This is a genomic window from Glutamicibacter sp. FBE19, from assembly GCF_015524875.1.
Lineage (GTDB): Bacteria > Actinomycetota > Actinomycetes > Actinomycetales > Micrococcaceae > Glutamicibacter > Glutamicibacter halophytocola.
In genome coordinates, this window is record NZ_JACKQN010000009.1 from 122876 (window position 1) to 148096 (window position 25221).

General features: G+C 61.2%; 20 protein-coding genes. 12 read left to right on the plus strand and 8 right to left on the minus strand.

Annotated elements, in window-relative coordinates; genetic code table 11:
- The first annotated feature begins 12 nt into the window (after positions 1-12).
- Together H6F58_RS14160 and H6F58_RS14165 are read left to right on the plus strand one after the other, a co-directional pair.
- The gene (locus H6F58_RS14160; protein ID WP_060702397.1) at positions 13-633 is read left to right on the plus strand and encodes an ECF transporter S component; all 621 of its coding nucleotides are present in this window, start codon (positions 13-15) and stop codon (positions 631-633) included.
- The gene (locus tag H6F58_RS14165; protein WP_195182007.1) at positions 630-2957 is read left to right on the plus strand and encodes an ATP-binding cassette domain-containing protein; all 2328 of its coding nucleotides are present in this window, start codon (positions 630-632) and stop codon (positions 2955-2957) included. Before H6F58_RS14160 ends, H6F58_RS14165 begins: the two co-directional genes overlap by 4 nt.
- Here H6F58_RS14165 and H6F58_RS14170 read toward each other — a convergent pair.
- Positions 2954-3829, minus strand: a complete 876-nt coding sequence (locus H6F58_RS14170) for an aminodeoxychorismate lyase (RefSeq protein ID WP_146275940.1) — start codon at positions 3827-3829, stop codon at positions 2954-2956. The two genes, H6F58_RS14165 and H6F58_RS14170, sit on opposite strands and share 4 nt — an antisense overlap.
- Before the next feature lie 166 nt (positions 3830-3995).
- On the opposite strand from H6F58_RS14170, the gene cls reads away from it, so the two are divergent.
- A complete protein-coding gene (cls, locus tag H6F58_RS14175) occupies positions 3996-5492 on the plus strand; it encodes a cardiolipin synthase (RefSeq protein WP_348536399.1) in 1497 nt (498 codons plus the stop codon).
- Here the strand turns inward: cls and H6F58_RS14180 are convergent.
- From H6F58_RS14180 to H6F58_RS14195, 4 genes are all read right to left on the minus strand, one after another.
- A complete protein-coding gene (locus H6F58_RS14180) occupies positions 5479-7494 on the minus strand; it encodes a chorismate-binding protein (RefSeq protein ID WP_195182008.1) in 2016 nt (671 codons plus the stop codon). The genes cls and H6F58_RS14180 overlap by 14 nt on opposite strands.
- The gene (locus tag H6F58_RS14185) at positions 7481-7990 is read right to left on the minus strand and encodes a low molecular weight protein-tyrosine-phosphatase (protein WP_060702393.1); all 510 of its coding nucleotides are present in this window, start codon (positions 7988-7990) and stop codon (positions 7481-7483) included. The genes H6F58_RS14180 and H6F58_RS14185 overlap by 14 nt, the downstream gene beginning before the upstream one ends.
- A gap of 90 nt (positions 7991-8080) precedes the next feature.
- Positions 8081-8704, minus strand: coding sequence for a LysE family transporter (locus tag H6F58_RS14190; protein ID WP_060702392.1), 624 nt, complete (start codon positions 8702-8704; stop codon positions 8081-8083).
- Complete coding sequence (locus H6F58_RS14195; RefSeq protein ID WP_022874311.1) at positions 8701-9213, minus strand: MarR family transcriptional regulator; 513 nt, start codon at positions 9211-9213, stop codon at positions 8701-8703. The genes H6F58_RS14190 and H6F58_RS14195 overlap by 4 nt, the downstream gene beginning before the upstream one ends.
- Positions 9214-9430: 217 nt before the next feature.
- Between H6F58_RS14195 and H6F58_RS14200 the strand changes: the two genes are divergently transcribed.
- Positions 9431-11482: an MMPL family transporter gene (locus H6F58_RS14200; RefSeq protein ID WP_206693708.1), complete on the plus strand. Its 2052-nt coding sequence runs from the start codon at positions 9431-9433 to the stop codon at positions 11480-11482.
- Positions 11483-11770: 288 nt separating this feature from the next.
- Complete coding sequence (locus H6F58_RS14205; RefSeq protein ID WP_195182010.1) at positions 11771-13327, plus strand: DEAD/DEAH box helicase; 1557 nt, start codon at positions 11771-11773, stop codon at positions 13325-13327.
- Positions 13328-13414: 87 nt separating this feature from the next.
- Here the strand turns inward: H6F58_RS14205 and H6F58_RS14210 are convergent, their stop codons facing one another.
- The gene (locus tag H6F58_RS14210; protein ID WP_195182011.1) at positions 13415-14665 is read right to left on the minus strand and encodes an SLC13 family permease; all 1251 of its coding nucleotides are present in this window, start codon (positions 14663-14665) and stop codon (positions 13415-13417) included.
- Between the two features lie 4 nt (positions 14666-14669).
- Positions 14670-15413, minus strand: coding sequence for a GntR family transcriptional regulator (locus H6F58_RS14215; RefSeq protein ID WP_195182012.1), 744 nt, complete (start codon positions 15411-15413; stop codon positions 14670-14672).
- Positions 15414-15504: 91 nt separating this feature from the next.
- Here H6F58_RS14215 and H6F58_RS14220 point away from each other — a divergent pair, with 91 nt between their 5' ends.
- Together H6F58_RS14220 and pulA are read left to right on the plus strand one after the other, a co-directional pair.
- Entirely contained in the window at positions 15505-16311 is an 807-nt protein-coding gene (locus H6F58_RS14220) for an amidohydrolase family protein (RefSeq protein WP_195182013.1), read from the plus strand.
- Between the two features lie 397 nt (positions 16312-16708).
- Positions 16709-19753, plus strand: a complete 3045-nt coding sequence (gene pulA, locus H6F58_RS14225) for a pullulanase-type alpha-1,6-glucosidase (RefSeq protein ID WP_195182014.1) — start codon at positions 16709-16711, stop codon at positions 19751-19753.
- Positions 19754-19828: 75 nt separating this feature from the next.
- Here pulA and H6F58_RS14230 read toward each other — a convergent pair whose 3' ends face one another.
- On the minus strand, positions 19829-20146 hold the full coding sequence (locus tag H6F58_RS14230; protein ID WP_244652608.1) for a PLD nuclease N-terminal domain-containing protein: 318 nt from the start codon (positions 20144-20146) through the stop codon (positions 19829-19831).
- Between the two features lie 164 nt (positions 20147-20310).
- Between H6F58_RS14230 and dnaK the strand changes: the two genes are divergently transcribed.
- The 5 genes from dnaK to H6F58_RS14255 all read left to right on the plus strand — a co-directional run bounded on the left by dnaK (position 20311) and on the right by H6F58_RS14255 (position 25201).
- The gene (dnaK, locus tag H6F58_RS14235) at positions 20311-22164 is read left to right on the plus strand and encodes a molecular chaperone DnaK (protein WP_060702387.1); all 1854 of its coding nucleotides are present in this window, start codon (positions 20311-20313) and stop codon (positions 22162-22164) included.
- A 13-nt stretch (positions 22165-22177) separates the two neighbouring features.
- Positions 22178-22759, plus strand: a complete 582-nt coding sequence (locus H6F58_RS14240) for a nucleotide exchange factor GrpE (protein WP_060702386.1) — start codon at positions 22178-22180, stop codon at positions 22757-22759.
- A gap of 85 nt (positions 22760-22844) precedes the next feature.
- Positions 22845-23816 carry a DnaJ C-terminal domain-containing protein gene (locus H6F58_RS14245; RefSeq protein WP_060702385.1) on the plus strand — a complete coding sequence of 324 codons (972 nt, stop codon included), beginning with the start codon at positions 22845-22847 and terminating at the stop codon, positions 23814-23816.
- Positions 23817-23934: 118 nt separating this feature from the next.
- Positions 23935-24363 (plus strand): MerR family transcriptional regulator, encoded by a 429-nt coding sequence (locus tag H6F58_RS14250; RefSeq protein ID WP_075972499.1) that lies wholly within the window; start codon positions 23935-23937, stop codon positions 24361-24363.
- Position 24364: 1 nt separating this feature from the next.
- On the plus strand, positions 24365-25201 hold the full coding sequence (locus tag H6F58_RS14255) for a helix-turn-helix transcriptional regulator (protein ID WP_075972498.1): 837 nt from the start codon (positions 24365-24367) through the stop codon (positions 25199-25201).
- The last annotated feature ends 20 nt before the right edge of the window (positions 25202-25221 follow it).

The window sequence follows — 25221 nt, forward strand, 5'->3', positions numbered from 1 at the left end:
GGAGGACCACCAATGAATCAATCAGCAGCAAACCAGCGTTCTGGCTGGCGCGTCGTAGACATCGTCACCGCATCGGTTATCGCAGTCGCCTCGGGCGTCATCTTCTGGGCCTGGAGCGCAGGCTACGGGCTGTTCTCGCTGGCCTTTGCGGCCTTCCCGCCCGCGGCAGCGCTGCTCACCGGCGTTTGGCTCTTCCCCGCAGTGCTTGGCGCGCTGATTATCCGCAAGCCCGGCGCGGCCCTGTATTGCGAGCTGCTGGCAGCGGTGGTCGAAGCGCTGCTCGGTTCGCATTATGGCCTGACCGTGCTGCTGTCCGGCCTGGTCCAGGGCCTGGGTGCTGAAGTGGTCTTTGCCGCGTTCCGCTACCGCAAGTGGAACTTGGGCGTGGCATTGCTTGCCGGGCTCTTCTCTGGACTTTTCGCCGGTATTTCCGAGGCCTACATCATGGCCTACTACGTTGAATACACCCCGGCGCTGAAGCTGTTCCACGTGATCGCTACCGGTGTCTCCGGGCTGATTGTTGCAGGCCTGCTGTCCTGGCTGGCAACCCGCGGCCTGGCCAAGACCGGCGCGTTGAGCGCTTTGGCCAGCCGCCGGGCACACCTTGAATCCGGAAAACTGGCCGCAAAATGAGTTCGGTGGCTAACACCGGTGCCACGGCACAAACTCGGCGAGGCATCGAGATCATTGCTCGAGGTTTTTGCTGGCAGCACCCGGAACGCTCGCAACCTGCCATCTCGGCATTTGACGTGCAGATCAACTCCGGCGAAAAGGTGCTGCTGATCGGCCCGTCCGGGGCAGGAAAGTCAACCTTGCTCCATGCCCTGGCGGGACTGCTGGAAGTCGATGGGGCCGAGCAGATCGCCGGTCAATTGCTCATCGACGGGTCGGACGCCTTCGCCCGGGAACACCCGGTGGGGCTGATGCAGCAGGACCCGGAGACCCAGGTGGTGCAAAGCCGGGTCGCCGACGATGTGGCCTTTGGCGCCGAAAACCTGGCGGTGGATCCGGCCATCATCCGCCAGAGAATTCCCGAGGCCCTGGACGCGGTGGGGCTGGGCATGCTGCCCATGGACCACCGCACCCAGGAACTGTCCGGCGGGCAAAAGCAGCGCCTGGCCCTGGCCGGAATCCTGGCCATGCAGCCGGGGCTGATGCTGCTTGATGAACCCACCGCCAACGTCGACCCGGAAGGCATCGGGCCATTGCGCGATGCGGTGCTCAACGCCGCCCAGCTCAGTGGCGCCACGCTGATCGTGGTCGAGCACCGGCTGGATGCGTGGGCAGAACATATGGATCGAGTGATCGTCCTCGAACCAGGCGGAGGTGTCGCCCACGACCTGGACCCGCAACGGCTCATTGACGATGAAAGCCTGCGTGCAGAGCTTTCGGAAGCCGGGGTGTGGGTGCCAGGCTATTCGCCACAGGTCCAACCGGCCAGCCCCCGGCCCGGAGCGCTGCTTCTGGAAGCCGCCGAGCTGGTCAGCGCCCGCAGCGGGCAAGCGCCCCGGACCCAAGCGGTGGATCTGGCGGTGAGCGCCGGAACGGCGACGGTTATCCGCGGGGAGAATGGCGCCGGGAAATCCACCTTGGCACTGACCTTGGGCGGTTTGCTGGAACCAGCACAGGGAGCCCTGCAGGCTTCCGACGCGCTAGCCAACGGCCTGGGGAAAACACCGTTCAGCTGGCGGGCAGGAGCCCTGATCGGCCGGATAGGGTCGGTGTTCCAGGAACCCGAACACCAATTCGTCACCCAGAGCGTGCGCGAAGAATTGGCATTTGCGCCGCTGCGGGCCAAGGCAAGCGGCGGCCATGAGCTGAAGTATGAACCGCAGCAGGTTGATGCCCTGGTCGAGTCGCTGCTGCAGCGTTTGGGATTGCAGCATCTGGCCGAAGCCAATCCCTTCACCCTTTCGGGAGGGGAGAAGCGCCGGTTGTCGGTGGGCACGGTGTTGGCCGCGGCCCCGGATGTGCTGATCCTGGACGAGCCAACCTTCGGGCAGGACGCCAGGACGTGGCGGGAGCTTGCCGGGTTGCTCGTGGAGCAATTGGGGCAGGACACCGCGATTATCGCAGTGACTCACGATGAGCATTTGGCCAGCGTTCTAGGGGCCCAGGAGATTCACCTGGCCGCTGTCGCGAAGCAGGAGCCCGCGATAGCCAGGGGCCCGGTCCTGGACGCTCCGGTGGGCCACAGCTGGCTGGCGAAGATCAATCCCCTGGCCAAGCTGGGCGCGGTGGCAGCAGCCACCTTGCCCCTGATTACCACCTTGGATTGGGTTTCGGCGCTGGTGGTCGTGGCTGCGACCATCCTGGCCTTCCCCTTGGCGGGCTTGAGCCCGGCAAGATTCTTCAAGCGGGCCTGGCCCCTGCTGATCGCCGGGGTGGTGGCCGCTTGGGGCATTGCCCTGGTGGGGCAGGACAGCGGGGCCGTGTATGCGCAGCTGGGGATCTTCAGCATCACCGAGGGCTCGGTCCACGGCGGTATCGCCACCGGCTTGAGGGCCTTCGCCTTGGCGCTTCCATGCATTTTGCTGCTGGCAACCACCAATCCCAGCGACTTGGGCGGGGCACTGTCGCAGCAGTTGCGAGTTCCGCACCGTTTTGTGCTCGGAGCGCTGGCTGGCATGCGCCTACTGGGGCTGATGGTCGAAGAATTCGCCACTCTCGGGCTGGCTCGGCGGGCGCGCGGGGTGGGCAGCTTCGGCACCGTTGCCCAGCGCATCTCCGCGAAGCTGGGCCAGTGCCTGGCCCTGCTGGTCCAAGCCCTTCGCCGGGCCGGGCGGCTGGCGGTCACCATGGAAGCCAAGGGCTTCGGCATCGGGCAGCGCACCTGGATTCGCACAGCCACCTTCACCAGCAAGGATGCCGCGGTGCTGTTGGCGGGCATCGTGCTGGGCACCGTGGCTGTAGGCGCGGCCGTGCTGGCCGGCACCTACAACCTGGTCTGGGGCTAGCGGATCGCCTCGCTGAGGGCGCTGAGCTCTTCATGGAGCTCGGCGTCCAAGCGCAATGGCTTGGCGTCGATGGTGCGCACCGGGGTGAGCAGGCGGATGGAAGAAACCAGCCATACGCCGTCTGCCTGGTAGAGGTCCTCGGGACGCAATGGGCCGTAGCCCAGTTCCCAGCCATCCTGGGCTGCCGCATCAAAAATGGCGCTTTGCGTGGTTCCCGGCAAGATGCCGGTTTCCAGCATCGGGGTCAGCAGGCGCTTGGTCTCGCCATCGCGCTGGGCCACCAGCACGGTAGAGGTTGGCGCTTCGAGCACGATGCCGTCGGCCGAGGTGAAAATGACGTCGTGGGCTCCGTGCTTGCGGGCGTAGCGCAGGGCCGCCATGTTCACGGAGTAGGACAGGGTTTTGGCGCCCATCATCAGCCACGGTGCGCGTTCGGAGAGTTTCGAGTCGTAGCCGCGATCCAGCAGCAACACGTCGACACCGGTCTCGCGCTGTTCCTTGCCCAAGGCCGGGGCCGGGGTGACCGTGACCCAGCAGATGGCCGGATCCTCATCGTGCTCGCCGCGGGCTGCAACGAGCTTGACCACTGCTTCTTCGGCGCCGCCGGTGGCATCAAAGTCGGCGACTGCGGTATCCACCGCCGCGTACCAGCTGCGCGCATCGGGGATGACCAGATCGGCCACCTCGGCCGAGGTGGCTAGGCGGGCCAAGTGGGCCTCGATTTTTCGGACAGCCTGGTTGGTGTAGAGCATCGATTCGAAAACACCGTCACCGCGGGTGACTCCCTGCGCGGTGACCAGAAGCTGGGGTGCTGAAATATCGGCCAAGTAGCCTGCCGGATAGGCCGGATCCAAGAATACTAGTGAGCTCATACCTACAGATTATCGAACCCGTGCCACTTCCGTGGCCTTTCTTCTGAATGGTGTTCAGACAAGGCGAAGAATCTTAGATAAGCTGGGCGGAGGCATTTGAGCTGCCTGACGCAGATCAGAGCCGAAAATTGCGTCGATCATCGTGCATTGCCAAGGGGGTGCCTTAGTGTTGCCAAGCAATGAAGTGCTGGTGCAAATCGGTGGCGTGCTGTGGAGCATCCTGGTCGCTATCGAACTCGCGGTTCGCTACTTCATGATCGGCATCGTCCCCGGCAATCGACGCCCGACAACGGCCATGGCCTGGTTGCTGGCGATCTTCTTCCTCCCCGTGGTCGGGCTGCTGGCCTACTGGCTGTTTGCCAATCCGCGCCTTTCTCGCCGCCGCTTGGAAAAGCAACAACGCGCCCATGCGCAGATCATGGATGCCACCAGGCACATGCAGATGCCGGAGGAGTTCCATTCACAAGAAGAGTGGGTTGAATCCGCGGTGATGCTCAACCGCAACCTCGGCGCGATGCCGCTGGAAGGCGGCAACAGTGTCGAGGTGATTTCCGAGTATCGTTCCTCCATGGAGTCGATGCGCGAAGAAATCGACAAGGCCACCCGCTATGTCCACATCCAGTTCTACATCATGGGTGATGACGAAGAATATGTTGGACCGGTGCTCGACGCGCTGGAGCGGGCAGTCCAGCGCGGGGTGCACGTGCGCTTGCTCTTCGACCACCTGGGCACCTTGCGGGTCAAGGGCTATGGCGAGCTGAAAAAACGGCTCAAGAAGTCGGGCATCAATTGGCGTCCGATGCTGCCCATCGACCTGATTGGCCGGCGCTGGCGCCGCCCGGATTTGCGCAACCACCGCAAGATCTTGGTGATCGACGGGGAAGTCGGCTTCACCGGAAGCCAGAACTTGATTGAGCCCGGCTACAAGCGCAAGTCCTCGCACAAGGTCGGGCGTGAATGGGTTGAAATGATGCTTCGCGTTGAAGGCCCATTGGTGCGCAGCCTGGACGTGACCTTTGCCATCGACTGGTGGCAAGAGGATGACGACCAAGAAGTGCTGATGGACATGAACGAGGCACGGCATCCGCTGGCTTATGAAGAGCGCCCGGGCTCTACTCTGGCCCAGCTGCTTCCCAGCGGTCCGGGCTTTGGCACGGAGAATAACCTGCGCCTGTTCAACACGCTGATCTACTCGGCGTCCGAACGCCTGGAAATTACCAGCCCCTACTTTGTCCCCGACGATTCGCTGCTTTATGCGATCACCACGGCCGCGCAGCGCGGGGTGGAAGTGGAACTGTTCGTCTGTGAAGAAGGAGACCAGTTCCTGGTCCATCACGCGCAGCAGTCCTACTACCAGCAACTGCTGGAAGCAGGCGTGCGCATCCACTGCTATCCCGCTCCGATGGTCCTGCATACCAAGTGCTTCACCGTGGACGACGACGTCGCCGTGGTGGGCTCCTCGAATATGGACATGCGCTCATTCAGCTTGAACATGGAAATTTCGGTCATGCTCCTGGGCAAGGACATGGTCGATGCCGTGAATGCGGTGCAGAGCCACTATCGGGAGATTTCTTCGGAAATCACCTTGTCGCAGTGGCGCCGCCGTCCGCGCATGCAGCGCTGGATCGACAATGTGGCCCGCTTGACCGCTACCTTGCAGTAGCGGCCGGGAAGCTGGCTCCCAGTGCCTGGAGCACGCCACGGGACTTGGTGATGACTTCGTCCCATTCATCCTCTGGCACCGAATCCGCGGTGATGGCACCGCCGAGTCCCAGCGACAAGCGCCACGACTGGTCGGGGAGCCTGTCGCAGACCAGGGTGCGGATGACTACCGAGAAATCCGCGGCTCCATCGGCCCCGAGATAGCCCACGACGCCGGAATACAAGCCGCGCGCCCGATGCTCTTCGAGTTCGTCCAAGATGTTCATGGTCGATAGCTTGGGGGCGCCGGTCATCGATCCGGGCGGGAAGGCTTCGCGCAAAGCATCGGCTGCAAGTTCCGGGGACTGCAAGGCTGCATCAATGGTGGAGACCATTTGGTGCACCGTGGCATAGCTTTCCACCGAGCACAACCGGGTCACGCGCACCGACCCCGGCTCCGCATGGTGGGAGAGATCGTTGCGCAACAGGTCGACGATCATGATGTTCTCGGCACGATCCTTGGGATGCGTGGCCAAATCATGCTTGAGCGCCAGATCGGTTTCCTCGTCGATGCCTCGCGGCCGGGTTCCCTTGATCGGCTCGGCGCGCAGCCGGCCGTTCTTGGACAGCGCAAGGAAGCGCTCGGGGGAGATGCTGGCGACTTCCAGATCGGTGAGCCGAAGATAGTGCGCAAACGGCGCCGGGCTGGACTGGCGCATCCGGCAGTAGGCTTCGAAGGGGTTGAAGTCCTCTGCATGGGCTGTCAGCTCGGTGGTCAGGCAAACCTCGTAGGTGTTGCCCTCGTAGATTTCATGCTGGGCACGGCGTATCTTCTCCTGGTATCCGGAGGCCGTGTCGGCGCAGCTGAATTGCGGAACGGGGAGAGCTGCACTGGCGCGATGCGATGGCGGATTGCCTAGCAGGATGGTGATGGCGGCATCCGGTTTGCCGGTGCTGTGCAGGTGCATCCGCGAAAGCTGGTGGTCGATGACCACGATGGTATCCGGGGCGAAGAATTGCGCGTCGGGACGGCAGGAACCCTCAGCGATGTGCGCGTGGAGATTTGCGGCGCCCACTTCGCGCTTTAGCTCGTAGCCCAGGTAGCCGACCCACAACGGCAAGGGGTACTCGGTGTCCAGCGGAGCGGTTGGCGGCCACAGCCCCGCGAGCGAATCAAAAAAGCCGTGGCCCAGTTGCACGCGTGCACCTCGAAGGCGGAGCGTGGTTCCGCTGGCATCGGCGGTGAGCAGCGGGGGGTGCTGGGCGGTGGAGAATGCGAGCAGGGAATACCGGTTGCGTCCTAGCGGATCCTCCAGATGCTGGCTTGTGGATTCCAGCAGGGCTGCATGCGGCAGCCGCTCGGTGAGCGCTTCGAAGAGCGCGGCAGCGTCGGCTGGCGCTTGATAGCTTTGGCGCAGCGTGGGCACGCTGTTGGCCTGGGACCCGATCAGGCCCAATGGGTTGCTCCCTGCCGGCAGAAACCGCGAAGCCTCGACCAGGGCGGAGAGCGGATTGGCGAGTGTTGCGGTGTTGATGACCAAGTCAGCATGGTGCTCCGGCGAATTTGCGGCCAGATAGCCGTTTTCCTGATCAGCCCAGGTGCTCCAGAATGGCGTGTAGGTCTGGCCGTCGCGGGCGAGGGCGCGCTCGCGCCGAAGGTCCTCTGGCGCGTCAAGCCAGATGCCCACATCGATGAAGCTCGCCGCCTGGTCATTGAGCGCGCCGACACCTTCGATGATCACGATCCTGCCCGGGGAGAAGATTTGCTGTTCCCCCAGGCAGCCAGCGGCCCAATCCCAGGTGGGGTAGGCGACTTGTTCCCCGCGGGCCAGTGCAGGAAGAAACTGGTTGTACAGCTCGCAGGCATGGCCCAGTCCGTGCCAGCCGTGATAGAGGTCTTCCAGGCGCAGCACAGCCACCGGCGAAGTGGCTGAGAGGCGTTGCGCTAGGTCTGATGCGAAGGTGCTTTTGCCTGAACCGGAGCGTCCATCAATGGCAATGAAAGTTGGTCTAGCGGTTTCCACGAGAAGCGATATTACTCCGCACGTAATCTACGAGGGCGGGCAGGGAAGCAGAAATAAGTTTCCAGGTTTCACGGAAGTCGCCGGCATCGCCATACCAGGGGTCGTAAACGCCCTGGCGGTCATGCGGCGAGCTGGCGGCCTGCGGATCAAAGGAGCGGAACATGCGCAGCTGAGGTCGTTGCGACGGGTCGAGCTCCGCCAACTCTGGTACCAGTTCTTCGAAGTGGTCGGTGTCCATGGCCAGGACGAGGTCCATATCGGCCAATTCATCGGCGTCGATTTGGGCAGCGACATGTTCTGAGGCGTCCAGTCCATGGCTGTGCAGGATGCTGGCGGCGCGCTCGTCGATGGGGTTGCCGACTTCACCGTCGGTGATGGCCCGCGAGAGTACTTGAACTTCGTTGACGTCGGCATTAACCAAGGCGTCTTTGAGCATGTACTCGGCCATAGGCGAACGGCAGATATTTCCCGTGCACACGATCATTATCCGGAACATGGCATCAGTCTATGGGCACAAGCGCTCTGATGCGATAGCTACGCGCCCGAAAGTCGGGCATAAATCGGTAACGTTTCAGGGTTGATGCCGCTAGTGCAGGAACAGCAGCAGAAGAGCGACAAGGATGAACAGGACCCCGAAGAGGATGTTCAGCATCTTTGCGCCGCGGTAGGTGGCGGTGAAGCGCTGGAAAGTGCGTGCGGTTCCGGCAAAGAAGAAGTACATCACCAGGATGTCCACGGCGATGACCGTTCCGATGTACAACGCGTATTGACCCAGCAGCGGCTGATCCGCGTTGATGAATTGCGGGGTGAATGCCAAGAAGAACACGATGGCCTTGGGATTGAGCAAGTTGACCAGGATCCCGCGGTTGAGCATCGCGCGTCGGGTCAGCTGCCGCCCCGAGGTGGTTCCATCGGAGGCCACTTCCGGTTTGGACAGCAGCATTCGGATTCCCAGATACACCAGGTAGGCCGCTCCGGCATATCGGATGATGGCAAAGAGCGCTGGGCTATTGGCTACCAGGATTCCAACGCCGGCGGCGACAATCACTACATGGATGAGCAATGCGATTTGCTGTCCGAGGATGCCCCAGATGGAGGCACGCCAGCCTTGGCGCATCGAATTGTTCATGGTGTTGATGGCGCCAGCACCGGGAGTGAAGCTGATGATGATGCAGGCGCTGAGCAGGGAAAACCACAGTGAAAGAGTCACCGGTTAATGCTAGTGCCCGCTGGCGGGTTCGAGGGATTCGCGGGACTTTGCGTTACGGCTTCTTGACGGGCAGCGTCGACCCCGGCGATGGCATCGTTCATGAAGCGGGTAACGATCTGGAGTTCTTGATCGTTGTAGGTGCCGATGACTTCCATCATTTTCATGCCCAGCGGCATGAACATTTGGCGTCCCTTGAGCCGGGCCTTGTCGGTTGGAGAGATCCGGATGACTCGTCGATCCTGGTCGGAGCGCAGCCGTTCAATCATGCCCAGGCGTGCGAGACGGTCCAGCATCGCAGTGGTGGCGGGGGAACTTAATTGCAGTTCATGGCTCAGGTCCTTGGGGGACGGCAGTGCTCCGCGTTGCTGGTACTTCATGATGATGGACAGGGCGTTCATGTCCGTTCGGTGGGTGCCGAATTGCGCTCCCGTGGATTCAACATAGCGGTCGGTTGCCTGGCTGAATTCCTGTAGGAGCACCACCAGCTGCTGGTAGTCGCTTGCAGTCATAGCCGCAATCCTAAACCGTTTTGGCCGGTGTCCAGAAAAAATAGTTCGATGGTGGAACTATCTAGGGTAATGTTGGATTCACATCGAGGATCGATGCGCAGAGCGCGACTATGAATGAGGAAACGCGAAAGTGCCACAACAAACCCAGCTAGCAAACGGCTCGTCAACTACCAGAAAAAGAAAAAGCATAGGTATAAGAGCTGGAATCTACGCCGTCTTGATTCTGCTGTGGCTCGGCGTGGCTGGACTTGGCGGACCCACTTTCGGGAAGCTTTCCGAAGTCCAGACCAACGACCAGACCTCTTTCCTTCCGGCCAGCGCAGAAGCCACCCGGGCCCTTGAATGGCAGAACAAATTCCAAACTTCTGAAGCGATCCCCGCCGTCGTGGTCCTAACCGGCACGGGGGAACTCGAGGCTTCTGCCGTCACTGCGCTCGCCGAAAATCTTGCCGGCTTCACGTACCTCGAAGGGGATGTGGCTGGCCCGTTTATTTCCAAGGACGGGCAAGCTGCTGAACTGCTCGTACCAATCTCCGGCGAGACCAAAGCCAAAGAAGGCGTGGAGGAACTGCGCTCCCTGATCGCCGCGGAAAAGCCCGAAGGCACCACTGCCTACGTGACGGGACCGGCAGGGTTCAGCGCGGACTTGGCTGAGGCCTTCGGCGGCATCGACGGTGTGCTGCTGGGCGTGGCACTGGCAGCGGTGCTGGTTATCCTGCTGCTGGTCTATCGCTCGTTGTTGCTGCCCATCACGGTGCTGATGACCTCGATGGTTGCCCTCTGCGCGGCGATTCTGAGCGTCTATTTCATGGCCTCGGAAGGCTGGATCCGGTTGGATGGCCAGGCCCAAGGCATCCTTTCCATTTTGGTGATAGGCGCGGCCACGGATTACTCGTTGCTCTTTGTCGCACGGCACAAGGAAGCCTTGGTCGCCGGCGCTGACAAGTGGCAAGCAGTATCCACGGCGTTCAGGAGCTCGCTGGAGCCGATTATCGCTTCGGGTGGCACCGTTACCGTGGGCCTGCTTTGCCTGCTCTTCTCGGATTTGAACTCCAACAAGGCTCTGGGGCCCATCGGCGCTTCGGGCATCATCTTCTCGATTATTGCTGCACTGAGCTTCTTGCCAGCAGTACTGGGGCTCTTGGGCAGGGCCGCCTACTGGCCATTTGCTCCCAAGCCTCAAAGCGCTCCCCAAGACCCGGGGATCCCGGCGGGCCTGTGGGGCAGGATTGCTGGCTTTGTCGCCCGGCATCCACGGCCGATCTGGATGATCACTGTTGTCGTCTTGGCCGCGGGAGTTCTGGGTGTCACCGGGCTCAAGGCCCACGGAGTGCCTCAAAGCGAACTGGTGGTTGGCGGTTCCGAAGCCCGGGATGGCCAGATAGCGCTGGGCGAGCATTTCCCGGGAGGAACCGGCTCCCCGGCAACGGTGATTGTTGACCAAGCAGATGCCCAGGCAACCCTGGACAAGGCTCTTGATGTGACGGGCGTTGACTCAGCGTACCTGCAGGCCGAAAATGGCGGCCCTGCGGTTGCCGAGCGCGGAATTGAGCCGTACGAGGTCCAGGGGCGGAACCTCATTTCTGTGACCCTCGCCGATGCCGCCGACTCCGATGAGGCCAAGCAAACTATCGTTGCGCTGCGCGATGCAGTGCACCAGGTCAATTCGCAAGCGCTGGTTGGCGGCACCACCGCTACGCAGCTCGATACCAATGCAACGGCGCAGGCGGACCTCTACAAGATCATCCCCACAACTCTGGGCGCTATCTTCGTGATTCTGATGCTGCTCTTGCGCTCGGTGCTCGCACCATTGCTCTTGATGATCACCACGGTGCTCTCCTATGGAACGGCCATGGGCGTTAGCGCATTGGTCTTCAATAATGTCTTCAACTATGTTGGCGCGGATCCTTCGGTGCCGTTGTTCGGCTTTGTATTCCTGGTAGCGCTGGGCGTGGATTACAACATTTTCCTCATGACAAGAGTGCGCGAGGAGTCCTTGAAAATCGGCACCTATGAAGGCATGCGCCGCGGGCTGCAGGTCACCGGCGGCGTGATTACTTCTGCAGGTGTTGTTCTTGCGGCAACCTTCGCCGCACTAGGGGTTGTACCCATCATGTTCCTGGGACAGCTGGGGTTCATTGTTGCCTTCGGCGTGCTTCTGGACACTTTTATTGTCCGCAGCCTGCTCGTGCCAGCACTAGTGGAGGAGATTGGGCCAAAGGTCTGGTGGCCCTCCAAATTGGCACGCAAAACTGGCGCCAGCAAGTAGCGGGAACGTGGTGAAAGTCTCCGGCATATCAAGGGCAAAGCGGGGATGGTCACAGGCCAATCGGGTTCAAGCACTGTAGAGTGGATACTTGTGCACCTCCGGATTTGACCGGATGCATGCGTCGACAGTTTAGATTTCCCCTCCAGCTGATTCCCCGGAATGATTCCGTGCGGATTCACCGGTGGTTGCAGGCCAGAACGATGGCCCTGCGCGGTGCGGACTTCCTCCTGGCTCGGCGAGACCCAGCGCCACGGCTCGTGGCGTGCGAATCAGAGAGAAAGCTTGAATATGTACGTAACTTTTAGCGCCCTGGGCGTGCCTGGAAACCTTGCCAAAGTCCTTTCCGAGAGCGGAATCGAAACCCCCTTCCCGATCCAGGAAGCCACTTTGCCATCCACTTTGGCTGGCGGCGATGTCCTTGGCCGCGGACAGACCGGTTCCGGCAAGACCTTGGCTTTCTCGTTGCCACTGGTCGCTCGCTTGGCACAGCGTCCCCAGCGCCGCAAGGCCCGCTTCCCCCGCGCATTGATCATGGCGCCAACCCGTGAATTGGCAACCCAGATCGCCAAGACTGTCGATCCCCTGGCGAAGGCTAGCGGCCTGCGCACCACCGTCATCTACGGCGGCGTGGCCCAGAGCCGCCAGGAAAAGGCCATGAATGACGGTGTTGACATTGTCATTGCCTGCCCTGGCCGACTTGACGATCTGATCAAGCAGAAGATCGTTGACCTGTCCCAGCTGGAGATCTCGGTGCTGGACGAGGCCGACCACATGGCTGATATGGGCTTCCTGCCGGTAGTTCGCCGCATCATGGACCGCATGCCAACCGGCATCCAGCACATGCTGTTCTCCGCCACTTTGGATAACGGAGTGGACAAGGTGGTCAAGCGCTACCTGAGCAACCCGACCATTCACTCGGTGGATGCGCCGGAAGCCGCTGTGAACACCATGGAGCACCACGTATTCGTGGTTCCCAGCGATGACAAGAAGGAACTCATTCGGGTTCTGGCCCAGGGCACAGCCCGCCGCATCATGTTCATGCGCACCAAGCACCACGCCAAGAAGATGGCCGTCACCCTGTCCAAGGCTGGCGTTCCCGCAGTAGACCTGCACGGCAATCTCTCGCAGAATGCCCGTGACCGCAACCTGGCTGCTTTTGCATCCGGCGAAGCAAAGGTTCTTGTCGCCACCGACGTTGCCGCCCGTGGCGTGCACGTTGATGGCGTGGAGCTGGTCGTTCACATCGATCCACCAGCAGAGCACAAGGCATACACCCACCGCTCGGGCCGTACCGCGCGTGCAGGTTCGGATGGAACCGTGGTCACCATCTGCACCCCTGATCAGCAGGGCGACGTTGCTACCTTGCTGAGGCAGGCCGGACTGAAAGTGCCTTTCCAAAAGGTCAACCTGGAATCGCCAGTAGTGGCCAAGGTTGTTGGCGAAGTTGCCGAGCACGTTCCTTACGTTGCTCCAGTGCAGCAGAAGCGCAACCCGGCGAAGAACAAGCCTGCTGGCGAATCTTCCAACGCTCGTGGTGGCCGTGGTGGCGGACGCAACGCACGCGGTGGCAAGCCTGCTGGTGAAAGCCAGAGCCGCGGTGGCGAGCGCCGCCGTCCGGAGCGCGACGGCGCCATGGGCCAGGGCGAGCGTCCAGCCCGCACATCGCGTGGTGCCAACGCCGACCGCCCGGCCCGCGGAGCCCGTGGCGCCAACACCGAGCGTCCATCCGTCAGCGGCCGCGGTACACGCACTGCAGGCCAGGGCGGCCAGTCCGCCCGTCCGGCCACCGGCAGCGGCCGCGGACCGCGCCGGGCGAGCAGCCCTGCAACGCGCAGCGGCCGCTAAAGCCTCGATCTAGCAAATCAGCCCGGGGACCAGTTCAGCATTGTGAACTGGTCCCCGGGCTGTTTTATTTTCCGGCCGGATCCGCGGCTACAGGACGATGAAGGCCAGCCAGGCCAGGACCGGGGCGGCGACGATCATGCACATGCCCCACGCCATCATGCCCTTGAAGGTCTTGTCTTGCAGCTTTTCCTCGGTGTTGGCAACGACCAGGGCGCCGCCGGTGGAGAATGGGCTGGAATCCACGGCCGAAGCCGCGACGCACAGGGCGATGACAAAGCCGAGCACATCCACCAAGCCGGTAGTCAGCAGCGGTGCGGCCAGCGGCACCAGCACGACGAACATGGCGTTGGTCGAAGCAAAGGCGGAGACCAGGCCAGCAACCAGCAGCATCAGCAGAGCGGCGAGCAGCGGCGTGCCGATTCCCGCCACCGAGTTGGCCAGGTCGTCGATGATTCCGGCGTTCTCCAGCACCGAGATGTAGGTGACGATGCCGCCGATCAGCAGGATGACACCCCAGCCGACCTGTCCCATGGCCTCCTTGGCATGCTGCGGGAAGAGGGCCGAGAGCAGCACGGCGGCACCCAGGGCGAGGAATCCTACATCGAGCTTGAAACCCAGTGCGCCGACGAGGATGCCCAGCATGAGCACCACGGTCGTGATCTTCTGGGCATCCCACGGGGCTGCCTGCACGGCATTGCCGGAAGCGGAGCGCTCGCTATCGGCTTCCTGCCCGCGGCGCAGCAGCGCTGGGCCGCCCAGGATCAGGAAGGCGACGAGGTTGATGATCACGTTGGCGACGAAAGTCCACAGGAAGATGGGTCCGGGGTCAACGGTAATGCCGATCTTGTCCAGCACTCCCTTGACGATGGAGTAGTAGACGGCGATGGGGGAGAAGCCGCCGGCGTTGGTGCCGTTGATGATGCTCAACCCGACCAGCAGCGGGCTGATGCGGTAGCGCTGGGCGAAGGCCAAGCCGACGGGCACCAGGATGGCATTGGTTGCCGCAGACAGTGCGCCGGAACCGGTGATGATGGCTGCCAGCAGGAAGAAGACCCATGGGACCAGGGCGACCCGGCCTCGAACCGCACCCACGGCGCGGCCGACAATCTGGTCGATGGTGCCGTTGGCCCGGGCCATGCCGAACAGGTAGGTCACGCCGAGCAGCGTGATCAGCAAGCTCCCTGGGAAGCCGGCGGCGATATCCTTGGCCGACTGTCCAAAGACCGCCGTCCCGAGGATGAAGGCGACAACCAGGGCAACAGCGCCCATGTTGATTTTGCGCCACATGGCGAGGGCAAACGTGATGACTAGGCCTGAGACGGCCACTATTTCATTCATGGGACTAGTTGATCTCCACTTCGTATTGGAAGGATGAGGCCAAGCCGTAGGATTCGCGGTATTCGGCAGCCTCGCCGCTGTGGGTTCGCGCGATGCGATTGATTTTCACCAGCGGTTCGGCCGCGGCGCAGCCCAGCTGCCGACCCTGTTCGGGCGTTGCCACGCAGATGGACAGCGATTCGCTGGCCGATCCGATCACCAGGCCCATGCGCTGTTCGTATTCCGGGTACAGCAGGCTGCCCAGCTGGTCGAGTTCCACCTCGGCGATGGGCTGGGCGTCCGGCAACGGGAGCCAGATGTCTTCGAGCTGGAAGGCGGCCCCGTCGCGCAAGCGCAAGCGCTTGAGGTACAGCACCGGGGCGCCGACCTCCAGGCGCAATTTTTCGGCGACAACAGCGCTGGCTGGCTGTTCCTGCCGGTCGACGATCCGGCTTTCCGGGGTCTGCCCGCCGGTTGGCTGGCGGAAGAACCGGAACAATGACTGGTTGAAGCTGGCCCTGCGGACAAAGGTGCCCTTGCCTTGCAGCCGCTCGATGATTCCGTCGGCGGCAAGCTCGGCCAGCACCTTGCGCATGGTTCCCATGGAGATGTCATATTCGGCGGTCAGCTGGGCCTCGGAGGGCAAGGGAACCCCGGAGCTCCATTCATTGGCTTTGATGCGGCGCATCAGATCGTCCTTGACCCGAGCGTGCAGGGGCAGCCGGTGGTCCGTGCCGTTCAGCTCCGCACCGCTTGTTTCTTGTGTCATGCTTCACACCTTATTCCATAAACCTATATAGGTCTAGTCCTATATAGGTCTAGTCCTATATAGGTTTAAATATTTCCGGTAGCATGGCTGCATGCCTGGATTGCCTGTAACTGCTGTTGATACCCACGCCCATATTTTTGAACCGGGGCTTCCCGTAGCCGCTGACGCCCGTTATGTTCCGGACTATGCCGCGACGCTCGGCGACTATCTGGAAGTGCTCGATGCCCATGGCATGAGCCACGGCGTGCTGGTGCAGCCAAGTTTCCTGGGCACCGACAACAGCTATTTGCTCAAAGCGCTGGCTCGGCACCCGGAGAGGTTGCGGGGCGTCATCGTGGTGGATGATGACAATCTGGAGCGCGAGTTGTCGGAAGAGCGCGTGCGGCAACTGCATGCCGCCGGCGTGTGCGGGGTACGCCTGAACCTGCTCGGCAAGCCGCTGCCGCAGATATCGGAAGCACGCTGGCAGCTGGCCGGCCGGATTATGCAGCGCCACGGATGGCATTTGGAAATCCAGGCCAGTGCGCAGCAGTGGGTAACCCTGGGGCCGGCGCTGGTTCAGTGGCCGGCACTGCTGGTGATCGATCATCTGGGATTGCCGGATGCCGCTGTGCCTGAAGGTCGAGCCGCGGTGCTGCAGCTCGCCGCTCGCGACAACGCCTGGGTGAAGGTGTCCGGGTGCTACCGCAGCACGCTGGAGGGGGCCTCGTCCATGGTGGCGGAGCTGCTGGCTGCCGGGGCGGGGGAGCGCATGGTCTTCGGTAGCGATTGGCCTTTCACCCGCCATGAGGACAATGATTTTGGGCAGCTCGTGGCATGGGCTCGCGAGGCTGTCGGCGCTGACCATTTCCAGCAGCTGTTCTCGGACAATGCGTCTCGGCTCTTTGCGCTCTCCTGACAGAGTTGTCGCCGTAAAGCGCCGCACGGGGTTCCTTGCGGTTCCATCTTGCGGCCTCGCCTTCAGGCTTGGGGTGGCTTGCTTCCTGTGCGCTGCGCGGAATAGATGAGCGTAGCGGCACAGTGTTGTCGTATTGGAAGCGCTTACCTCAAAAAAGACCGATAAAAATTGTAAAATTTTCACTTCATCGCGTTCAAAAATGTAAATATTGGAAACGCTTGCACTCGAAGGTTTCCGTTAAGTAGCGTGGTTTGGATCACTGGCATGCTGCTTCTTGCGGCCTGTCGTTCGCCCTTCGAATCCAATGGAGCATTTCGTGAACAGCAAAAGCGCTGCCTTAGCTGCGTGCAAAGAATATCCGCCACACCGAGGGCCGCAGCACCTATGGCGCCGCCGATTGACCGCTCTGACGGCCACGCCCCTGCTGGTCCTGGTGTCCATGGTTCCACTAGTCGTGTCCCCAGCCTCTGCCGAGGAAGCCACCGTGACATTGGCAGGTAGTTTCCAAGACGAGTTGGGTTGCGCTGCAGACTGGGATCCAAGTTGCGTGGCCACCTTGATGGACGATTCTGACGGGGACGGAATCTATGAGTTTACGACAGGCCAAATTCCAGATGGGACCTACGATTTCAAGGCAACGCACAACTTCAACTGGGACGAAAACTATGGTGTAGACGGAGCTGCTGGAGGTGCGAACTACACTCTCTCGGTAAAGTCGGGGGACCAGGTGAGCTTCAAATACGATTCTGAAACTCACATTGTCCAGATCGGCGGAACCAGTGAATCAGTCGCCGGCGTAGGACAGGCCAAGGCTCAATGGATCTCAACCGATACGATTGCCATCCCCCGGGATCTGGGTAGTGGGCAGAGGTTTGCCCTCTATGCTTCTAAGGACGCCAGCCTGAGATTGGACGGGGAAGTGATCTCGGGAGCCAAACCCATAGAACTAGCTACGGTTATAGGCGGGCTCACTGACGCTCAGCGGAAGAAATTCCCGCATCTGGCCAACTACCGTGCCGTACGTGTAGACATGGCACGCGAAGAAACTGCCACCGCCTTGCGCTCCCAGTTGGCGCTGGCACGTTTTGAGACGCAGGGAGAGGACTTTAAGCTGACAGCCTTCACCGGCGTGCAGACTGCTGGAGCGATTGATGAGCTCTACGCTCAGGGGCTTGAGAATGTCGAATTAGGCGTCAGCTTCACAGGAAAGAAGCCCACATTCCGCCTCTGGGCTCCGAGTGCGCATCGGGCGACTCTTCTCATTACTGATAAAAACGAGAAGACTTCGCGGCATGATGCCACCTTCGACAAAAACAGCGGAGCATGGACCGTCAAGGGCAAGCCTCAATTCACTGAAGCCAAATACCTCTGGGAAGTTCAGGTCTTTGTTCCAGAGACCGGCAAGATTGAAACGAATATTGTCACCGACCCGTATTCGGTCGCGTTGACCACGAACTCCACCCAGTCGGTGGCCGTGAACCTGGAAGATCCCAAGCATCAGCCCAAGCAGTGGCGCAAAGCCAAAGCTGCCGGCGTGGAAAAAGACGTGGATCGAAGCATTTATGAGCTGCAGATCCGCGACTTCTCGGTCTCCGACTTTTCGGTGCCGGAAGAGCAGCGAGGTCGCTACGGAGCCTTCGGAACCAACGGTGCTGGTAGCAAGCAGCTCAAGCAGCTAGCCGAAGCCGGGCTGACTACAGTTCACCTGTTGCCAAGTTTCGATATTGCGAGCATCGAAGAAGATGAAAACCAGCGCATCGAAACCAGCTGCGATTTGGAATCGCTGCCCGCCGCCTCACCCAAGCAGCAAGAATGCGTGAGCGCGCACGCGGCCGACGATGGATTCAACTGGGGCTATGATCCATTCCATTTCATGGCGCCTGAGGGATCTTATGCGAGCAATCCCGATGGCGCCGAGCGCGTAGAGGAATTCCGCGGCATGGTTGGGTCTCTGCATGAGATGGGGCTGGAAGTCGTGTTGGATCAGGTCTTCAATCACACGGCGGCTTCGGGGCAGGCGGATCAAAGCGTGCTGGACAAGATCGTGCCCGGCTACTTCCACCGGCTGGATGCCACCGGCCAGGTCGAAACGTCTACCTGCTGCCAGAATCTGGCAACCGAGCACGCCGCTGCGCAGAAGCTGATGATCGATTCACTGGTGGTCTGGGCGAAGGACTACAAGGTTGATGGTTTCCGCTTTGATCTCATGGGACACCACTCGCGGGAAACCATGGAAGCAGCACGCAGTGCGCTGGATGAGCTGGAGCCAGGGCGCGATGGCGTGGATGGCGAGTCCATCTACCTGTATGGCGAGGGATGGAATTTCGGGGAAGTCGCCGACAATGCCCGTTTCTATCAGGCGACCCAGGGACAGCTGAACGGCACCGGAATTGGTACCTTCAATGATCGATTGCGCGATGCGATCCACGGTGGCAGTCCGGTCGATTCGTCTTCGACTTTCCAGCAGGGCTTTGGAACCGGTTTGGGAACCGACCCCAACGGGCATGCGGTCAACGGCACTGCGGAAGAAGCGCTAAAGGATCTGGGCCACGAAACCGACCTCGTGCGGTTGGGTCTAGTTGGCAACCTTGCCGGGTATGAGTTTCTGACGTCTGAGGGCCAGATGCAGCGCGGTGATGAACTGGACTACCGCGGAGCGGCAGCCGGCTATGCCTCGCAGCCCGGGGAAGTGATCAACTATGTTGATGCCCATGACAATGAGACGCTCTACGATCTGACCGTGCTCAAGCTGCCTCGTGGCACATCCATGGAGGACCGGGTGCGCATGAATACTTTGTCGCAGGCGGCAGTGATGTACTCGCAAGCAGTTCCGTTCTGGCAGGCCGGAACCGAGCTGCTGCGCTCCAAATCACTGGACCGCAATAGCTATAACTCGGGGGACTGGTTCAATCGCATTGACTTCTCCGGGCAGGAGAATACCTTCGGTTCCGGCCTGCCGCCGGAGGCCGATAATAAAGAGAAATGGGACCTGATGGCTCCATTGCTGGAAGATCCAGAGCTTAAGCCGGATGCGCAAGCGATGTCTCGGGCTGAAGGTGCGGCACTTGATCTGCTGCGCACCCGTCGAGAAGTCGGCTTGCTGCGATTGGGCTCTGCTGAGCTGATCGAGCAGAAGGTGAGTTTCCCGCTCAGTGGTCCGAAAGCGGAACCAGGAATCATCGTGATGCGTATCAATGACAGGGCGGGCGAGGACGCCGATAGCGAGCATGACGGAGCCCTAGTGGTCTTCAATGCTTCGCCGCAGGATCACACGCAAGTCGTCGAGGAATTGGCAGGACATGAATACGACTTGGCTGAAGCGCTCGAACAGGGAAGCGATAAGCGCGTGAAATCCACATCGTTTGACAGCTCGTCGGGCAAGCTGATGATTCCTGCAAGGACCGCTGCGGTGCTGGTGGAAGCTGAAGGGGGCGCCCGGTAGCTCCGGGCACTGCGAAAATCGCGGGTCGGTAAACCTGATGACAGGTTTGCCGGCCCGCTGGTTTAAGCCTTGGGCTCAGCGCTTGTTGTGGGTGCGGCCAAAGGTGAAGTAACTGAGCGGACCGATAAAGCTGATGAAGTTCACCGCAGCCCAGACTGGCTTATTTCCGCGGACCTGGGAGCTGTCGCGCCGACTCAGATCGATCTGCGCGGCGATCAGCAAGGTGATTTGCGCGGTGGCAGCTGTGATCAGCGAAACTTTGCTGGCAAGGGATAGCTCGGAGAACTTTTTCTTCTTTGCTGCTGCCATGATGTGCTCCTTGATCTGGGAGTTTTCGGCAACTGCCACCGCTGGTGGCGGGGTGCCGAAAATTTTCTGGTTTACGGGAATCATTTTCGCACTTCGCCCGTTGAATAAGACAGAACGCAAAGTTGAGTGAGGTTGGCTCAAGTTGATTTGACAGTCGAAAACGGCTGAGTAAACTTGAGTCCAGAACGCTCAATGAGGGTAAGGGCCCTCGGCGTTAGTACTTTCAACCAAGGCAAAGGAGAGCCATTATGTCGCGTGCCGTAGGTATCGACCTAGGAACCACCAACTCCGTAGTTTCCGTGCTCGAAGGTGGTGAGCCAACCGTTATCGCAAACGCGGAAGGCAACCGTACTACCCCGTCGATCGTTGCTTTCTCGAAGAGCGGCGAAGTTCTGGTTGGCGACATCGCCAAGCGCCAGGCCGTGAACAACATCGACCGCACCATCGCTTCGGTCAAGCGCCACATGGGCACCGACTGGACCATCGACGTTGACGACAAGAAGTACACCGCGCAGGAAATCTCCGCACGTACCTTGATGAAGCTGAAGAACGACGCCGAGGCCTACCTGGGCGAAAAGGTCACCGACGCAGTGATCACCGTTCCTGCCTACTTCAACGACGCTGAGCGCCAGGCCACCAAGGAAGCCGGCGAGATCGCTGGCATGAACGTGCTGCGCATCGTCAACGAGCCAACCGCTGCCGCACTGGCCTACGGCCTGGAAAAGGGCAACGAAGACGAGCTCATCCTGGTCTTCGACCTCGGTGGCGGTACCTTCGACGTCTCCCTGCTCGAAGTTGGCAAGGACGACGACGGCTTCTCCACCATCCAGGTTCGCTCCACCGCTGGCGACAACCGCCTGGGCGGCGACGACTGGGATCAGCGCATCGTGGATTGGCTGCTGGCCCAGGCCAAGGCCAAGGGCGCAGACCTTTCCAAGGACAAGATCGCCCTGCAGCGCCTGAAGGAAGCTGCTGAGCAGGCCAAGAAGGAACTGTCTTCGGCTACCAGCACCAACATCTCCCTGCAGTACCTGTCGGTCACCCCAGAAGGCCCAGTGCACCTGGACGAGCACCTCTCGCGTGCCAAGTTCCAGGACCTGACCAAGGACCTGCTGGAGCGCACCCGCAAGCCATTCAACGACGTTATCGCTGAAGCAGGCGTCAAGGTTTCGGACATCGCCCACGTGATCCTCGTTGGCGGTTCCACCCGCATGCCAGCCGTTGCTGACCTGGTCAAGGACCTGGCCGGCAAGGAAGCGAACAAGGGCGTGAACCCTGATGAGGTTGTCGCCGTTGGCGCAGCCCTGCAGGCAGGCGTGCTGAAGGGCGAGCGCAAGGACGTTCTGCTCATCGACGTCACCCCACTGTCCCTGGGCATCGAGACCAAGGGTGGTGTGATGACCAAGCTGATCGAGCGCAACACCGCGATCCCGACCAAGCGTTCGGAAACCTTCACCACCGCTGAGGACAACCAGCCTTCGGTTTCCATCCAGGTCTTCCAGGGCGAGCGCGAGTTCACCCGCGACAACAAGGCGCTGGGCACCTTCGAGCTGACCGGCATCGCACCGGCTCCTCGCGGCATCCCGCAGGTTGAGGTCACCTTCGACATCGACGCCAACGGCATCGTGCACGTATCCGCCAAGGACAAGGGCACCGGCACCGAGCAGTCGATGACCATCACCGGTGGTTCCTCGCTGTCCAAGGAAGACATCGAGCGCATGGTCCAGGAAGCTGAAGCACACGCCGAAGAGGACAAGGCACGCCGCGAAGCTGCTGAGACCCGCAACGCCGCTGAGCAGGCCGCCTACTCGGTGGACAAGCTGATCAAGGACAACGAAGACAAGCTGCCAGAAGAGGTCAAGACCGAGGTCCAGGCCGACGTTGACGCCCTGAAGGCTGCCCTTGAGAAGCAGGACAACGACGACGAGGTCAAGGCCGCGTTCGAGAAGCTGCAGGCATCGCAGACCAAGCTGGGCGAGGCAATCTACGCCAACGCACAGGCCGAGGGTGCTGCCGCTCCTGAGGGCGAGCAGGCTCCAAACGCTGATGAAGACATCGTCGACGCCGAGGTCATCGACGAAGACGAAGCCGACAAGAAGTAGGGAGCCAGGGAACATGTCCGAGGCAAAAGACCAGAACGAGAACTTCGACGCCGAGTCGGAGAACCAGCCAGAGGCTGCCAGCGAGCAGCCAACCGCTGACGCCCTGGGCCAGGCCGAGGCGATCCTGAACGAAGCTGCCGCTGGTGTCGACGAGTCCTCAGAGCAGCAGGAAGAAGCTGGCGCCGGCGAAGCCGAGCTGCGCAACGACCTTCTGCGCCTGCAGGCCGAATACGTCAACTACCGCAAGCGCGTTGAGCGTGACCGGGCTGTGGCGCGGGAAAACGCCGTCCAGTCGGTTCTGACCACTTTGCTCCCAGTGCTCGATGATATCGATGCAGCCCGGGCGCACGGGGATCTGACCGACGGGCCGTTCGCTTCGATCGCCAACAAGCTGGATACCATCCTGGTCCAGCATGGCCTGGAGCGAATCAACGAGGCCGGCGTGGAATTCGATCCGAACATCCACGAAGCACTGCTTCGCCAGGCTGTTCCGGAAGTTCCTGCCGACCACGTGGGGCAGGTGCTGCGCAGCGGCTACCGCAAGGGAGCCACCATCCTGCGCGCAGCCCAGGTGCTGGTAGCTACCGGCGAATAGCCACGAATAACACATTTGAAACTGCCCACTGCCGAGAAATCGTCAGTGGGCAGTTTCGAATTGGCATTGAAAGGACGGTGCCCTGATGGCAAGTCAGGACTGGATCGAAAAAGACTTCTACGCCATTTTGGGCGTCGCCAAGGACGCCAGCGAGGCGGACATCAAAAAGGCATACCGCAAGCTTGCACGCAAGTACCACCCGGATACCAACCAAGGCGATGCAGCAGCGGAACAAAAATTCAAGGACATTTCCGAAGCCCACTCGGTGCTCGCGGATAAGGAACAGCGCGAGCAATACGACGCGATCCGGGCCATGGGCGGGGGAGCGCGATTCTCAGCCGGAGGACCTGGCGGGGCTCCGGGAGGCCAAGCCGGCTTCGAGGACATCTTCTCCAATCTCTTTGGCGGCGGCGGCTCGTCGCGAAGCCGCGGCGGACAGCCGGACTTCTCCGACCTGTTCGGCGGTGGCGGAGGATTTGGCGGTGGCGGTTTCGGCCAGAGCGCACCGCCACGCAAGGGAGCGGACCGCACCGCGAATACCACGATCTCCTTCTCAGGATCCATCAAGGGAACCACCATCGGGCTGCGCGAGCAGAATGGCGAAGTCATCGACGTGCGCATCCCTGCAGGCATCAAGGACGGGCAGTCCGTGCGCGTGCGCGGCAAGGGCCAGCCAGGGGCGGCCGGCAACGGCGACCTGCTGGTCAAGGTCAAGGTCACCGAGCATCCCTTCTTCAAGCGCGAAGAGAACAATATCCGCATCCATGTTCCGGTCACCTTTGACGAAGCAGTGCTGGGCGCCAAGATCCACGTCCCGACATTGGATGGTGAAACGGTCGCGATGAAGGTCCCGGCCGGCTCGAATTCCGGTCGCACCCTGCGCCTGAAAGGGCGTGGCGTGAAGACCTCGAAGGCCACCGGAGATCTGTTGATCATCCTGGATGTGGTGATTCCGCAGAATCTTTCGGATGCCGCGAAAAAGGCGGTGGAGGACTTTGCCGCTGCCACCGAAGGCGAAGATCCACGTGTCGACTTGGCTGCCAAGGCCAAGCTCTAGGAGAGACTGCGTCTTGCCTTCCCGGTCGTGCCCTCGAAGTGGCCCGGCCGGGGAGGCTAGACTCTATGAACAGAGGCTGCAGAGCCATTTAGCCATGTAGAAAGGTGGTCGAAGCAACGTGAACGGGGAGTACCTGCGACCTGTCTTCGTCATTTCCGTCGCCGCTCAACTGGCAGATATGCACCCGCAGACGCTACGCCAATATGACCGGATTGGCCTCGTGTCGCCGAGCCGCCAGTCGGGCAAGCAACGCCGCTATTCGCAGCGCGATGTTTCACTGCTCCGCCAAGTCCAGGCGTTGAGCAAGGACGGCGTGTCCCTTGAAGGCATCAAGCGAATCCTGGACCTGCAGGACCAGGTCGCGTACCTGCAAACCGAAGTGAACGACCTGCGCAATGAACTCAGCGCGGTACGCCAAGGCCAAACCCGCATCTTTGCAGCAGGAACCTCCGGCGGAGACGTGGTGTCCTTGGCCCGCGGCATGCGTCCGGAACGCCGTGAACCGACTGTCACGCTATTTACCGCCCGCCGGGCCATCGGCCGCTAGATTGGCAGCCAATCTGCCAATCCCGGACGACTCCGAATTCTGGCATGACCCGGAATTCCCGGAATTAGAGTCGCGGCGTTCGTGCCAAGAAATTTCCTGCTACCGGCCACATGCCCATCAACGTTTTTCAATGGGGATCATCGACGAAGGCGAAACCAAATTCACCGGGCATGACGGGCAGCAGGCAACGCTGGTCCCTGGCGACGTGATCGTCATTCCGCGCGATCACCTCCATGCCTGTAATCCGAAAAATGGCTACTGGCGATACCAGATGATTCATGCAGACCAATCGTGGATTTCCCGGCTTGCGCCAATCCCAGCTCAGGATCTGTTCTGGGGCATACGGATATTCAGGGTGCCGGAGCTCTACGAGTTGATGAACGACTTTAACCAGCAGCTCTTCGCCGGCATGGAAAGGCGATCCGTTGAGCAGTCGCTGGGGTCCATGCTTTCCGTCGTGCAGGGTCTGGCTCCAGTCTTCGAGGCGCTCCCGCCGGGGATAGGGCCCGGCGATGCGCGATTGCTTCCGGTCCTGCAGCGATTGGGCAACGATGCTGTGGCCCCGCAGTTGGGCGAGCTGGCACTGCTCGCCGGCTTGAGCAAGTACCAGCTGATCAGGCTCATGCACAGCAGTACCGGCTTCACCCCGATCGCGTGGCGGCATAACCAGCTGGTGAACCGCTCGCGCGAACTCTTGCGCTCGGGAGCCTCGATAGCGCAGACCGCGGCAGAGCTGGGCTTCTCAGACCAGAGCCACTTCCACAGGGTCTTTCGCTCGCACGTTGCAGCGGCCCCCGGAAAGTACCGAGCGCCGCTGCAATATCGTTCAAGACCTTAGCATCAGGCATGCGAAATGAT